14 protein-coding genes and 1 pseudogene are annotated in these 13,466 nt (G+C 66.2%); 5 read left to right on the forward strand and 10 right to left on the reverse strand.

Annotated elements, in window-relative coordinates; translation table 11 throughout:
- A partial coding sequence (locus tag JWP83_RS24215) for a GntR family transcriptional regulator (RefSeq protein WP_297736055.1) occupies positions 1–671 on the reverse strand: 671 nt, incomplete at its 3' end.
- 75 nt (positions 672–746) lie between these two features.
- Positions 747–1,742: an LLM class flavin-dependent oxidoreductase gene (locus JWP83_RS24220; protein ID WP_297736058.1), complete on the reverse strand. Its 996-nt coding sequence runs from the start codon at positions 1,740–1,742 to the stop codon at positions 747–749.
- A 181-nt stretch (positions 1,743–1,923) separates the two neighbouring features.
- Here JWP83_RS24220 and JWP83_RS24225 point away from each other — a divergent pair, with 181 nt between their 5' ends.
- Positions 1,924–2,937 carry a Rieske 2Fe-2S domain-containing protein gene (locus tag JWP83_RS24225; protein WP_297736061.1) on the forward strand — a complete coding sequence of 338 codons (1,014 nt, stop codon included), beginning with the start codon at positions 1,924–1,926 and terminating at the stop codon, positions 2,935–2,937.
- A complete protein-coding gene (locus tag JWP83_RS24230) occupies positions 2,927–3,538 on the forward strand; it encodes a TetR/AcrR family transcriptional regulator (RefSeq protein WP_297736064.1) in 612 nt (203 codons plus the stop codon). The genes JWP83_RS24225 and JWP83_RS24230 overlap by 11 nt, the downstream gene beginning before the upstream one ends.
- Here the strand turns inward: JWP83_RS24230 and JWP83_RS24235 are convergent.
- Genes JWP83_RS24235 through JWP83_RS24250 form a run of 4 tightly spaced genes read right to left on the reverse strand, consistent with a single transcriptional unit; the run spans position 3,522 to position 6,951 of the window.
- Entirely contained in the window at positions 3,522–4,139 is a 618-nt protein-coding gene (locus tag JWP83_RS24235) for an isochorismatase family protein (RefSeq protein WP_297736066.1), read from the reverse strand. The two genes, JWP83_RS24230 and JWP83_RS24235, sit on opposite strands and share 17 nt — an antisense overlap.
- On the reverse strand, positions 4,139–5,251 hold the full coding sequence (locus JWP83_RS24240; protein ID WP_297736091.1) for a cytochrome P450: 1,113 nt from the start codon (positions 5,249–5,251) through the stop codon (positions 4,139–4,141). Before JWP83_RS24240 ends, JWP83_RS24235 begins: the two co-directional genes overlap by 1 nt.
- 60 nt (positions 5,252–5,311) lie before the next feature.
- Positions 5,312–6,109 carry an SDR family oxidoreductase gene (locus tag JWP83_RS24245; RefSeq protein ID WP_297736068.1) on the reverse strand — a complete coding sequence of 266 codons (798 nt, stop codon included), beginning with the start codon at positions 6,107–6,109 and terminating at the stop codon, positions 5,312–5,314.
- An 11-nt stretch (positions 6,110–6,120) separates the two neighbouring features.
- Positions 6,121–6,951, reverse strand: coding sequence for a mycofactocin-coupled SDR family oxidoreductase (locus tag JWP83_RS24250; protein ID WP_297736071.1), 831 nt, complete (start codon positions 6,949–6,951; stop codon positions 6,121–6,123).
- Positions 6,952–7,119: 168 nt separating this feature from the next.
- Between JWP83_RS24250 and JWP83_RS24255 the strand changes: the two genes are divergently transcribed.
- Positions 7,120–7,947, forward strand: coding sequence for an enoyl-CoA hydratase/isomerase family protein (locus JWP83_RS24255; RefSeq protein WP_297736074.1), 828 nt, complete (start codon positions 7,120–7,122; stop codon positions 7,945–7,947).
- A 12-nt stretch (positions 7,948–7,959) separates the two neighbouring features.
- Here the strand turns inward: JWP83_RS24255 and JWP83_RS24260 are convergent, their stop codons facing one another.
- Genes JWP83_RS24260 through JWP83_RS24275 form a run of 4 tightly spaced genes read right to left on the reverse strand, consistent with a single transcriptional unit; the run spans position 7,960 to position 11,840 of the window.
- Entirely contained in the window at positions 7,960–8,739 is a 780-nt protein-coding gene (locus JWP83_RS24260) for an SDR family oxidoreductase (RefSeq protein ID WP_297736077.1), read from the reverse strand.
- Positions 8,740–8,748: 9 nt separating this feature from the next.
- Positions 8,749–9,843: an acyl-CoA dehydrogenase family protein gene (locus tag JWP83_RS24265; RefSeq protein WP_297736080.1), complete on the reverse strand. Its 1,095-nt coding sequence runs from the start codon at positions 9,841–9,843 to the stop codon at positions 8,749–8,751.
- A complete protein-coding gene (locus JWP83_RS24270) occupies positions 9,840–10,991 on the reverse strand; it encodes an acyl-CoA dehydrogenase family protein (protein WP_297736083.1) in 1,152 nt (383 codons plus the stop codon). The genes JWP83_RS24265 and JWP83_RS24270 overlap by 4 nt, the downstream gene beginning before the upstream one ends.
- A gap of 9 nt (positions 10,992–11,000) precedes the next feature.
- Positions 11,001–11,840 (reverse strand): SDR family oxidoreductase, encoded by an 840-nt coding sequence (locus tag JWP83_RS24275; RefSeq protein ID WP_297736086.1) that lies wholly within the window; start codon positions 11,838–11,840, stop codon positions 11,001–11,003.
- 124 nt (positions 11,841–11,964) lie between these two features.
- Between JWP83_RS24275 and JWP83_RS24280 the strand changes: the two genes are divergently transcribed.
- Positions 11,965–13,179 (forward strand): OB-fold domain-containing protein, encoded by a 1,215-nt coding sequence (locus JWP83_RS24280; protein ID WP_297736088.1) that lies wholly within the window; start codon positions 11,965–11,967, stop codon positions 13,177–13,179.
- Positions 13,176–13,421: pseudogene (locus JWP83_RS24285) on the forward strand (thiolase family protein); the annotation flags it as partial. The gene JWP83_RS24280 and the pseudogene JWP83_RS24285, both read left to right, overlap by 4 nt.
- Between the last annotated feature and the right edge of the window lie 45 nt (positions 13,422–13,466).

Consider the following 13,466-nt stretch of genomic DNA (forward strand, 5'->3'; position numbering starts at 1 on the left):
GCCACCAGATCGGCGAGTCGGATATACGACCGCATCAGCTTGTTGTACTGAGCCTTGGGCACGACGTTCTGGACGCTGAGAAATGCTGCGGTCATGTGCCTCTCGAAGATCTCGTGCAGCATGCCGGCGATCACGGTCAGCGTCGCGTTGCCCGACAGCTCCACCAGTCGGCGGTGCAACCCGGTCGAGGCTGCAGCCAATTTGCCGGTCTCCCATGCAGCGGGGATCTCATCGATGAGGTCGCGCAGCTCGCGGTGCGCCGTCACGGTGCCATCTTCTGCGAGCAATCGGGCTGCATACGGTTCAATCCCCATCCGTGCGGTCATCACGTCGGCGAGCGTGGTTCCCGCCAGGGCGAGCAGGAAGCCTGCCGGTCGCGCCACGATTTCGGGGCCCGGGACGCGAACCCGGGCGCCGGTGCGTGAGCCGCGCCGCACCTCCACCAAGCGGTCGGACTCCAAGACTCGCACGGCTTCTCGCAGCGATGGGCGGCTGACCTGAAAGTGATTCATGAGTTCGGCTTCGTAGGGTAGGAAGTCGCCGTCTTTGAGCTGTCCCTCGACGATCATCCGCCGTAACGTGTCCGCCACGATTTCGGCCGTCTTGGGTGACCGCACCGCACCGTTGTTCTCTCGCGCGGTCATCGGCGCGGGTGGTTCCCGCTTGGGCATCGCGGCCTCCTGAAACTAGACATGTACTACTCAGTACACCATGTGAAGCGCCTATTTGGGGGTATCCGGCATGCGTCAGTCCAGCTGCGACAAAACGCGCGTGGCCGCTGCATCGTAGCCGGCGCGCCGTCGGCGTCCGACCAGGAAACTAGGCGGTGACGCAAACGCCATGTCGGGCAAGCGTTTGCGAGTCGCAAGCATTTCGCGCGCCTGTGCGTCGTCGCCGCAGATCGCGATCGACCAGAGCATGTCGTCCGTGACATGGTCGGCGATCGTCTCCGGTTGGCCACTGCGGAAGGCCGAACGGATCCGGGCGACCTCGTCCGCCCAGCCGTGCAGTTCGACGAGTGAGTCGTAGGTCTTCACGGTGAAGTAGAAGGCGATCTGAAGCCGTGCGTCCCGGACGGCGCGGGCCGGGTCGTCGTTGTCGATCGCGGTAATCAGCCAGCCCCAGCGTCGCAGCCCGCCGGGATCGCGTCCGCTTGATTCTGCGCCGCGGGCGAGTTCGGGCTCCACGAGTTCGGTCCACCACCGATCAGTGAACAACCCGTGCCCCAGCACGCCATCGGCCGTGCGCCCCACCGTGCGCACCATGATCTTGTTGAAGGCTCCGATCAGGATGGGCACGTCCAACCGGCCGAGCACCGGTGCACGGATGTCGGCGTCGACCGAGTAGAACCGTCCGTCGTATCGAACGCGTTCACCATTCTCCGCATGCAGGAACGCCCTGATCACCTCGATCAGCTCGGCCATCCGAGGGGCGGGATGGGCGGCGTCGACACCGAACCAGTCCTTGTTCATCCGTGAGGTTCCCGACCCAAGTCCCAGAAAGACCCGGCCCGGGGCGAGTGTGGAGAGATGTCGGATCGCGGCGGCGTGTACGAACGCGGACCGGGCGAACGCATAGGCGATTCCGGGGCCGATCTTCGCCTGCGAGCTACCCAGGGCCATCTCGGTCGCTGTTATGTAGGCGTTCAGGTCGGCGAACTCACCGGCGCAAAACGCCTGCGCCCCGGCAGCCTCGGCCTGCGTCGCTAGCGCGGGTCCTGGCCACGGCAGACCCCAGTCCATGTGTTCTCACATCCGTCGGCGTTACATCATTAACTTAGTAAGACATGTGTGATTGTACGTCCTGGTTGCTGGCTATGACCCGCGGCTCGGGCGCCCAATCTTTTTCGACAATAGTGTCAAAAATTAGTAGCCTCGGGATATTGCTGCTGCCTGGTGTCGTGCGTGGAAAGGACGTTCCGAGATGCAAACCTTGCCGAGCATGCTGCCCACCGGGTGGTTTCAGGTCGCCTGGAGTGCCGATGTCGCCGTCGCCGAGGTGGTCCCGATGCGCTATTTCGGCCGGGATCTGGTTGCCTTCCGGCAACTGGACGGTGTGGTGAAGGTGCTGGACGCGCATTGCCAGCATCTTGGCGCGAGCCTGGCCCATGGTGGCTGCGTGGTCGAAGAAGGCATCCAGTGCCCGTTTCACGGCTGGGTATGGAACGGCGCCGGACGCAACGTCCACATTCCGTACCAGGACCGGCCCAATAAGGCCCGACGAGTACGTTCCTATCCGGTCGCAGAAGTCAACGACTCGATCTTGATCTGGCATGACAGCGCCGGCAGGGAACCACTGTGGGAAGCGCCCGACGCCTTCGCGGTACTGGGCGATCATGTCGGCTCGCGGCGGTTCCACCCGTTGGGTGCCGATTGCCGGACGCGGCACGAGCGGGTGAAGGTGCATCCCCAGGTGATCGCCGAGAACGCTGTCGATCCTCACCACTTCCAGTTCGTACACCGCACCCCGGTCAGTCCGGTGGTGTTGCGCGAGAGCACCGACAGCTCTACCTGGTCGGCCAAGGTCGGCTTCGGCCGGAGGTGGAGCGACGGCCTGGACCGCGACGGCGACACGATGAACACGATCGAGATCTATTGGTCAGGCGTTGGCGTCAGCTACAACGGCGAACACGTCCGCGATGGAATCCGGGTCATTTCGATCTGCGCGACACCGGTGGACGACAGCAGATCCGACATCTTCGCCGGCTACTGGATCAGCGAGGAAAAGTCAGAAGGCCCGGGTGATTTCGAGGCGCGCCTGGCCGCGGCGAAACTCGCCCTGCCCGACGACATCCGGATCTGGGAGCACCAGAAGTACCTGGAACCGCCGGGCCTGGCGACATCGGAGGCGGCGGGCTTTCGGGCGCTACGTCGGTGGGCGAGCGGGTTCTATCCAGAACCGCAGGCCGCAGCCGAATCGGTAACCCATGGCGTCTGAGGGTTCGCCCCGGCGGGCAACACCAAAGTCCGACCGTACCCGAGAATCAATTCTGGACGCCGCGCGGACCGCGTTCGCGCGCAAGGGTTTCTCGGGCGTCACCATCAGGGACATCACTGACCTCGCGCCCGTCACCCGGGCGAATTTCTATTATTACTTCTGCGACAAGACCGAACTCTTCGTCGAACTCGGGACCGATACCTACCGCCAAGCACTTGCGGTCGTCGAAGGTTTCATGGAGCAGGGGAGCCCGCCCAACAGGGAGGACATCGAGGCCTGGGTTGCCAGCTACTTCAGCTACCTCGACCGCAACGGTGCGTTCGTCATCCGCTCCACGGAGGACATGCCTCCCGATCGCAAATTCCGTGCCGCAGTCACCCGCTCGCACCGTCGAACCGCCGCCGCACTCGGTGAGGGCATCGCGAAGATCGCGCCGACACCGCCCGACCTCGACCCCGTTGCAACCGGACTGGTGGTTATGGCGATGCTCGAGCGTTCGTGGCTGATGGTTCGTCACAACGAGATTCCGTCAACGACGCGCCAAGCCGTGCTCACGGCGGCCACCGAGATGCTGTGGCGAATGGTTAACGGTCAAACCTGACGGACGTCCATTCGCCGATGAGCTGATCGATCGTGGTCAGCCGACCCAGCACCGCAATAGTGTTGTCCAGCACCTGTTCTGCATAGCCCTTGGGGGTTCCACCGACGGCGTCGCGCGGGACGACGAGGTCGAAACCGGCCTGGGTGACGTGCCCGGCAGTGTGGGTGATCGCCAGGTTCAGCGAAACGCCGGCAAGGACGATGGTGCTCACGCCCAGGCCCTTGAGCACGGGCAGTAATTCGGAATCGAGCGTGGGGAATAGACCGTGGTGGCGCGGCAAAACCAGATCAGTGGGCGCCAGCAGTTCGGGAAGTACTGCGGTGGGAGCGCTTCCGGGAGCCCATTGTGCGGTTGCCGGACCCAGCGCCCGCCACAAGCGTGCAGTCCCAGTCGGCCGGCCGCCGAGGCTACCCTCGTAGGTCGCATGCACCACCCGCGCGCCGAACTGGCGGGCGGAATCGAGAAGTCGGCGCACGCTAGAGACGAGTTCGGAGCTGTCGGCGGCCAAGGCGGGCAAGACGGACTCGGGGCCCAGCACACCGTTCTGGCATTCCACACAGACAACGGCCGTGGTCTCGGGGTCCCACGGTGTCGGAGCCATCAGCCCAGTTTCAGTGGTACGCGTTCGAGTGAAAAGGTGTTCGCGGGGAACACGATCTGCGGTTCCTCGCCGACTTTCACCGAGAACTCGGGGATGCGTCGGAGCCATTCGTCCACTATCAACCTCAGCTCGAGGCGGGCCAGGTGCGAACCCAGGCAGCGGTGTGGCCCGCCACCGAAGCCCCAGTGCCGGTGCACCTTTCCATCCATCACCACGTCGTTGGTCGAGATCTCGTCGCTGTCGTCACGATTGATCGCGGCGACGCACAACCGCACCATGGTGTCGGCGGGCAGCGTGACGTCTCCGATGGTGACCTGGGTGGTGGTCACGCGGGGCACCATCGGCGCGGGCGGCTCCAGCCGGACGATCTCCTCGACGAACACATCGATCTGGTCGGGATCTTCGCGGAGGGTGGCTCTCAGCTCCGGGTTGCGGGCGAGCTCCAGCAGTGCGGAACTCATTGCCGCGGTGACGGTGTCCAGCCCGGCCAGGACGAAGAGGAAGCTCAGGCCCATGATTTCAGCGTCATCGAGCGGCTCCTCCCCGGTGAGCAACTGCGACAGGATGTCCGGCCCGGGGTCGGCCCGCCGTGCGTTGATCGCCTCGGTGAGGTACGTGACCAATTCGAGTGCCGGCGTCAGGTCGGCATCCTCGAGTGACGGCGCTTCCGAGATCGCGATGACCGAGGTTTTCCACGCGATGAGCTTGTCGCGATCCTCCAGCGGCAGCCCGAACAGGGTCAGGAATACCTGCGAGGGGTAGGGGATCGCAACGTCGGCCACGACTTCGCACTCGCCTTGTGCGGCTACCCGCTCGATGATCTCGATCGCCTGCTGCTGCAGCGAGGGCAGCATCTCCTTCAGGGTGTGTGGGCTGAAGAAGGGCTGCAGGATCTTGCGGAACCGGGTGTGCTCGGGCGGATCGAACGAGATGGGCACCAGCGGCAGCGGGCTGCCGAGCACGTCGAAGGCCTTCTTCGACGAGAACAATTCGGGATCGCGCAGCGCGGCCAGCACGTCGTCGCGGTGGGTCAGATAGAAGATTCCGTCGACGCACACCACCCGCCCCGCATCACGCAGGACCTTCCACCCCACGCCGCGGTCAACGCCCATCGGCAGGCTGGCAAAGGAGAGTTGGGGTGCGCCAAGGGTTTCCACGTAGGCTCCTTATCGTTAGAACGCCGACCGGTGCAGGCCGCCGTCGACTTCGATCCAGTTACCGGTGATATAGCCGGCGGGTTCGGAGCACAGATAGCTGATGAGCGAGGCGATTTCGCGCGGTCTGCCCATCCGCGCCGCGGGGACGCGGGCCCCGGTGAGCATAAACTCACGCCGCTCCTGCTCGGTGCTCGCGCCGACGTGCTGATCCAGATAGGCGAGCGCGTTCTCCGTTTCGATCCAGCCGGGCGCGACGGTATTGACGGTAATGCCGTATTGGGCGTACTCGTCGGAGACGGTCTTGAGCAATCCGATCGTCGACGGACGGCTGGTATTGGCCACCACGTGATGGATGCTGCCCGTGGGTTCCTTCGCTGTGGCTGATCCGATGTGGACGAAGCGGCCCCAACCCGCTTCCTTCATCGCGGGCAGCACCGCATGCAGGAGCAGGATTTGGCTTGTGGTGTGCATGTCGAAGGACTCGCGGTAGATGTTCACGTCGCTGATGTCTGCGAAGTCGCCGGGTTTTTGGTACTTGGATTGACCGATGACGATGAGCGGCGGCCCATGCTCGGTCGTCACTTCTCGCACCGCGTCCTGGATCTGCTCGGCACTGCTGACGTCGGCGATGACGCCGATCGCGATGCCACCTTCGTTACGGATCGTTTCGACGGCGGCGTCAACGTCGGACTTGGTACGCGCCAGTATCGCCACCCGCGCACCCTCTGCGGCAAGCAGTTTCGCGGCTTCGAAGCCGATGCCCTTGCTGCCGCCGACGACCAGCGCCGAACGGCCGTTGATTCCGTAATGCATTCGGGGGCCGACTAGCCTCGCCGAACGTCCATGCCGGCGTCCACCTTCAGCATGCTTCCCGTGAACGAACGGCCCGCGTCGCTGATCAGGAAGAGGATCGCGTTGCTCACGTCGCGTGGCTCGATCAGCGGCAAGTCCGGCAGCGCGGTCTGGACCGCGTTGACCATGCGGGGGTTGTCCTCGATCACTTTGAACAGCGCCGGGTTGTCGGTGATCATCGGTGTCGCGCAATTCGTCGGCGCCACCGCGTTGACGCGAATGCGGTCGGGGGCAAGCATGGCCGCGTACGCGCGGACCAGGCCGACGATTGCGACCTTGGACATCAGGTAGGCGTCGCTGCCGCCGCGGCCGTCGGTGAGGTCCAGCAGGGCGATCATCGAACTCGTCGCGATCAGGTTGCCACCCTCGCCACGTTCCTTCATGTGGGGGATCGCGACCTGGAAGGTGTTCCACACCCCGATGAGCATGATGTCGAGCCCCAGCCGCAGCGCCTCTGATGCGTCGCGCTCGTCGGCGTTGGTGAGCACGACCCCGGCGTTGGCGAGCACCGTGTCGACGTGGCCGAACTCGTTGACGCCCGCGTCGAACGCGTCCTGCAACGCAGCGAGGTCTCGGACGTCGGCCTTGCGGGTCAGCATCTTCCTGCCGGTTTTCTCCACCAGGCGAGCCGTCTCCTCGAGATCGTCTTCGGTGCCCAGGGCATAGGGCACGATGTCGAGGTTCTCGCAGATGTCGACGCCGATGATGTCGGCACCTTCCTCAGCGCACATCACCGCGTGCGAACGGCCCTGCCCGCGAGCGGCTCCGGTGATGAAGACGACCCTGCCGTCCAGTGAACCCATTCGTATGCCTCCAGTAGCTCGCTATCGCCCGCGCTGAGCGCGATGGTGAGGGCGCGACGAAGTGACGTGCGCCACGTCCAGGATGCTACGCCGGGGAATTGGAATCGTACAACTATTTGGCTAATTTGATGGACGACGGCACACTGCGAGCTTTGGAAGGGATCTCACATGTCCGACAGCCCCAATGGCGGTCCGCGCCCACCCGACGGCGATTGGTTGGGCAGCCCCTACCTGAGGTTCGAACGCGAAGGCGCGTTTGCGATCTGCACCTTGGACCGCCCCGAGGCCCGGAATGCGATGACGCCTGCGATGTATTTCGGGATCCGGTACGCGGTCAGTCGCGTCAATGCCGAACCCGACCTCGCCGGCCTGCTCATCACCGGCACCGGCGACGTTTTCGCGCCGGGAGGTGACCTGGGTCAGAAAGCAGCAGACAATTGGATGGACTTCGCGTCCACCCTGGGAACCGACGTCACGCCCTTCGACACGCTGCGGCAGTCGGCCAAGCCGGTCGTGTCCGCGGTCAACGGCCTCTGTCAGGGTGGTGGCCTGCAAATCGCGATGTGCAGTGACCTCGCCGTGGTGAGCGACCGGGCCGTCTTCCGGGTGCCGGAATTGTTCCGTGGCATCGCCGACACGTACTACAGCCAGGTGCTGGCCCGGCTCATTGGACCGGTCCGGACCAAGGACCTGATGTTCACCGGACGGACGCTGAACGCCGAGGAGGCGCTCGACTGGGGCATGGTGAGCAGGGTGGTCCCGCACGACGACCTGTTGAGCGTCGCCAAGGAGCTGCTCGCGCAGTGCTGCCGGACCGCTCCGGGAGCGCGCGGGTTGGTCAAGGCGAGCCTGGACAACTATCTCGGGTTGTACGACCGGATCGGCATGACGACCAGTCTCTTCGGTCCCGAGGCGGCCGAAGGCTTCCGGGCGTTCAAGCAGAAGAACTCGCCGGACTGGGTGCACCCGAAACTTCGGGTGGAGGGCCGGTTGTAGGCCCCGCCGCGCCTACTTCGGAGTGAAGCGCTGCGCGCCGTCGAGGCGCATCACCTCGCCGTTGACGTAGCCGTTGGACAGCAGAAACGTCGCGGCGTCGGCGTACTCGTCCGGAGTGCCCAGTCGCTTCGGGAACGGGATGTTGGCGGCGAACTTGGCGATCGCCTCCTCGCCGACCGACTCCATGATCGGCGTCTTCATCGTTCCAGGTGCGATGGTGTTGACCCGGATGCCCACCGAGCTCAGGTCGCGAGCGGCAGCGATGGTCAGCCCGATGACACCGGCTTTCGCTGCGGCATAAGCGGTCTGGCCGATCTGACCCTCATAGCCCGCAACCGAGGCCGTCATGACGATGGCACCCCGTTCGCCGTCCTCGCGGGGTTCGGCGGCGGCTACCGAAGCCGCTACGAGCCGTGTCAGGTTGTAGGTGCCGTTGAGATACAGGTTGATGGTCTTGGTGAAACCGGCCATGTCGGCCGGGCTGCCGTCACGCTGCACAATCCGCTGGGCCACCCCGAAGCCGCCGTGCGCAACGACCGCGTAGCGCAACCGACCGAGCTGGTTGGCCTGCTCGATGGCACCCTGCACGCTGTCGTCGCTCGTTACGTCAGTACTGACGAACAGTGCCCCGCGGCCCAGCTCGTCGGCCAGAGCCTTGCCCTTGTCGGCGGCGAGATCGGCGATCACCACGCCAAGACCCTCGGCATGGAGCCGACGGACCGTCGCCTCGCCCAGGCCGCCCGCACCGCCGCTGACAATCGCCGACGCGCCGTCGAATTTCGCTACAGTCACCAATTCTCCTTATTTACCGTTGTTTTCCAGTTGAGGCGGATCGCCCGTCACCAAGCTCCACGGATCCTCCGCGGCCAGGACCAGCCTGCCGAGTCGCCGCGCGTAGTTCGCGGTCGTGCCGTAATCCCCGGTCCAGCTCTGAGCGCGCAGGGTGAACAGCCACAGCGGGTGCTCACTGGTGACGCCGATCGCGCCGTGCAGTTGATGGGCGACGCTGGTGACCGGGCCGACGGCGCGGCCGACCGCGACCTTCGCGACGGTGACGGCGTAGTCGGTGTGGGGGGAGTCGAAGCCGTGCTCGGCAGCGGCGGCGACAGCCAATTCCGCAGCTGCACGGGCTCTTTCGATTTCCCCGGCCATGCCGGCCAGTGACTGCTGCACGGACTGGAAGGCGCTGAGCGGACGACCGAACTGAACGCGCTGGCGGGTGTGCTCCACCGACAGCGCCGCCGCGGCGTCCAGCACCCCGATGGTCTGCACACAGCGTGACCAGGCGCCGCGTCGAGCCAGCTCGGTGCCGAGTGCCGGATCAACGTCGTGCAACGCCTCGGCTGGAACGTCGAACGCGATCGAATCGCGCGGCTCGCCGGCCAGGTTGTGGCCTTCGTGCAGTGTGCGGTTCGCCGAGTCGAGCACGCCGACCCGCAGACCGTCGCCAACACGAACCGCGAGCACCGTCGTGCACGCCCGCGCCCACGGCACGGCATGGGCTGTACCGGTGACCCGTCCGCCTTCGGCTTCGGCGTCAGTGATCGCGACGGTCAACGGACCGTCGGGTAGCTCGATGTCGGCCTGGCGTCCGAGCCAGCCTGCGAGCGCGTCGGTTTCGGCCAGCGGCACAGCGCCGGCGCGCCGGGCCAGGCCGTAGAGCACGATCGCCAACTCGTGCGGACCGGCTCCCATGTCGGGTGTGCTGGTCAGCCGGGCCAGCCCGGTCTCTTCCAGGTTGCGCCACAGCTCGACGTCGAACGGGTCGGGGATGCCGCGGTGGCCCAGCCCGGCGTCGTAGGAGCGCCGCCCAAGGGCGTCGACGAGTTGGCGCAGCTGCGCCTCGTCGTCCTGGGCGTCGGTCGCGGCGAACACCCCGCCGGCCAGGGCACTCACCGCAACCCCATTCCACGCGCGATCACGCCTCGCAAGACCTCATTGGTGCCGCCGCGCAGCGTGAACATCGGCTTGTGCAGCCACGCGGTGTTCAGCATTGTCGCCACTTCGGAATCCGGCGGTACCGCCTCGAGCAGATCGGCGATCAACCCGACGGATTCGGCTTCGAAACGGGTGCCGAGATCCTTCACCAGCGCCGCCTGATTGGCCGCATCGCCGCCGTCGGCGAGCGTGCGGGCCACCGACAACGACAGCTGCCGCAACGAGATCAACCGCGCCATCAGGTCACCGATATCGGCAGCGGTGCGATCGTCGGGCACCGGTCCGCGACCGAGTGCGCGGATGGCGGCGAACAGCAGGGGACCGGTCGACAGGATCCGTTCGGGCCCACTGCGTTCGAAGGACAACTCTGAGGTGACCTGGTGCCAGCCGTTGCCGACCTCACCGAGCACGTCGGCATCGGAAACGAAGACCTGATCGAGCAGCACCTCGTTGAAGTGATGCGCCCCCGACATCAAGATGATGGGCTCGATGCGAACGCCCTCGGCATCACACGGCACCAAGAACTGGCTGAAACCGGCGTGCCGATGTTCGGGGTCCGGCGGACTCGTGCGGGCCAGCACCACCACCTGGTGCGCTTCGTGGGCGCCACTGGTCCACACCTTCGTCCCCGAGAGCAGCCAGCCGCCGTCGCTGCGGACGGCCTTGGTCTGCACGGCAGCAAGATCGGATCCGGCTCCGTGCTCGCTCATACCGATGGATGAATAGAGCTTGCCCGCAACAATTTTGGGCAGCAGACGTTCGCGCTGCTCCTCGGAGCCGTAGGTCAACAGGCCCGGTGCGACCTGACGGTCGGCGGTCCAATGCGCCGCCACGGGCGCACCCGCTGCAATCAGCTCCTCGGTCACCACGTAGCGGTGCAGATGCCCTAGCCCGTGGCCGCCGTAGCGCTGCGGGATGGTCAGGCCGATGAATCCGGCGGCGCCCAGCCGAGCGGAGAACTCCCCGTCCCACCCGGCCAACCACGAGTCGACGCCGGGCCGCCACCCGAACTCCGCGCGGTCGGACCCCAGGAAGTCCCGCACGGCGGACCGCAGCTTGACCAACTCGGGCTCACGGGCGCTCAACGCGTCGAACGAATTCACCACAGCTGCTGCCTAAACCGTAGGCACCGGGGCCGACGGGAGGTAGAAGTTGGGCGTCAGGTCCGCCTCGCTCGCGGCTAGCAGATAGCCCGACAGGTCGTCCCGGCCTTCTTCCCGCAAGATCTCTTCGTCGGTGTAGAAGTGGCCGCTGCACGCCGCGGCCGGGCGGGTGACCAGCGCGTGCACTGCCTCGGCCATGATCTGTGGGCTACGGGCCTGTGCGTGTACCGCTTCCTCTCCCATGGCGACCATCATCCCCGTGCTGGCGATCGTGGTGGCCGGCCACAGCGAGTTCACCGCGATCGGCACCGAGGCGAACTCCTCGGCCCATCCCAAGGTAAGCAGGCTCTCGGCGTACTTGCCCACGGTGTGCCCGACGTGCGCGCCAATCCATCTGGGGTCCATGTTCAGCGGGGGAGCGACATTGACCACGTGCGCGTTGCCCGACCGGCGCAGGTGCGGGAGTGCGGCCTGCACAATCGCGAACGGCCCCTCCACATTGACTTCCAGCAGTCGGCGCAGGTTCCTCGGAGGCAACTTCTCGGAGGGTCTCAGGTCCAGCGCCCCGGCGTTGTTGATGACGACGTCGATGCCGCCGAACGTTTCGGCTACCGAGGCGATCGCCGATGCCACCGCATCCGCGTCGCGGACATCGCATGGAAGCTGGAGGGCGTTCCCGCCCGCCCGCTCCACGGCGTCCGCAACCTCGGCCAACGTCCCGGCGATCTTCGGATTAGGCGTCTGAGTCTTCGCCAACACGGCCACGGCAGCGCCGTCGGCGGCGGCCCGGACGGCGACGGCGGCCCCGATGCCGCGGCTCGCGCCGGTCACCACGACCACGCGGCCCTTCAAGGTGCGAGGACTCCCCACGGTTGGCTGGCCTTCCGCCGTCGCTGTGCTGAATTCAGGAATGCTATAACTATATAGCGCATTAGTGGGCGCGATGAACCCGGCCACTCGACCGAAACGAGGCCCCATGACGCAGGTCGTCTCGATTGGCACCTACCTCCCGCCGTGGACCGTGCGCGGCCGGCGCGCCAAGGGGCCCGACGAGGACGCGCTGACCATGGCGGTGGCCGCGGGTCGGGCAGCCGATCCCGGTGCGACTGCGCAGCGTGTCGTGCTGGTGTCGCGTGATTTTCCGTTGCTCGAAGGCGGCAACGGCGCGGTCCTTTTGGCTGCCCTGTCGCTTCCTTCCGACGTGCCCGTCAGCGAGGTGCTCGGTGGCGCACCCGCGGTGCTCGACCAGCTGCTCGGCGCCACCAACGGCACCCTCGTGCTGGCGGCCGACGACTCGGCGTCGGTGGCCGCGGCGGGTGCCGTCCTGACGGGACCAAAGGGCACACGCGTGGAACCGGTGGCCCGGCAGACCCGCAGCCTGCCCACCGTCACACGCGGCGAAGACGGCGTCCGGCGCGACTACGGAGACCCTCGTCTGCAGCGTGAAGTCGGGGTCAAGTCGACGGTCGCGCGGCTCGGCCTGACGAACGCGCACAGCGTGGCGGCTGTGGTGGGAGTGAAGGCCAAGGAACTCGGCGGTGACCTCGACGCGACGGGCGCGCTCGAGCACCCGGTCTCGTCGGCGTCCGGCGTCATCCGGGCGTTGGCGGGCATGATCGAGAAGCCGCAGGGCGGCGGACTGCTGATCGCCGTCGAACAGGCCAGCGTGACGGCGGCCGACGTGACCTTCTCCCCGGGCGACACCACGATCATCCGCGACGAGGCGGCGGCGCGTGAGCTGCCAAAGTTCCGCACCGCCGACGGCAACGGCATCCCCATCTCGCTGCCCGCGTATGCGCGCGCGTTCGAACCCAAGTTGCGCTGGGAGGCAGCGGTATTCGATGAACGGCCCGGAATAGATGCCGCTCCGCAGTTCCCGCCCCGTGCTCGGGTCGACGACGATGGCGTGCTGGTCACCGACTACCGGCTCGAGCCGCTGCCGCGCACCGGGACGATCTACACACAGACCACGATTCAGATCCCGGTGCCCGACCTGCCCAGCCCGTACTCGATCGCCGTCGTGCAACTCGACGGCAGCCCCGTGCGCGTGCTGATGAAGGTCACCGGTGTCCCGGCAGGGGAGGCGACCATCGGACAAGGTGGCGCGGTGGTGCTGCGCAAGATCGCCGACCGTGGGGGCGTCCCGGATTACGGGTATGCGTTCCACCCGACGGAGGGAGTTCGGTCATGAGAAGAGTCGCCATGGTGGGGGCGGGGATGACGCCGTTCGCCGAGCACTTCGAGCTCGGCATCAAGGATCTGATCCCGATGGCCTACGCCGAGTGCGTCGCGAACGTCGACAAGGGCATCACGAAGTCGGACATCCAGGCGGCGTGGTTCGGTGAGCTGTCCACCACCGATGGGTTCCCGTCGGGCATCTTGGCCGACACGCTGGACCTCACCGACAACCCGGTCACACGAGTCGAAAATGACTGAGCGACTGTCAATGACGACCATCGCAACGGAACCTTCGCCATC

Source organism: Mycobacterium sp. (genome assembly GCF_025965855.1).
Taxonomy (GTDB): domain Bacteria; phylum Actinomycetota; class Actinomycetes; order Mycobacteriales; family Mycobacteriaceae; genus Mycobacterium.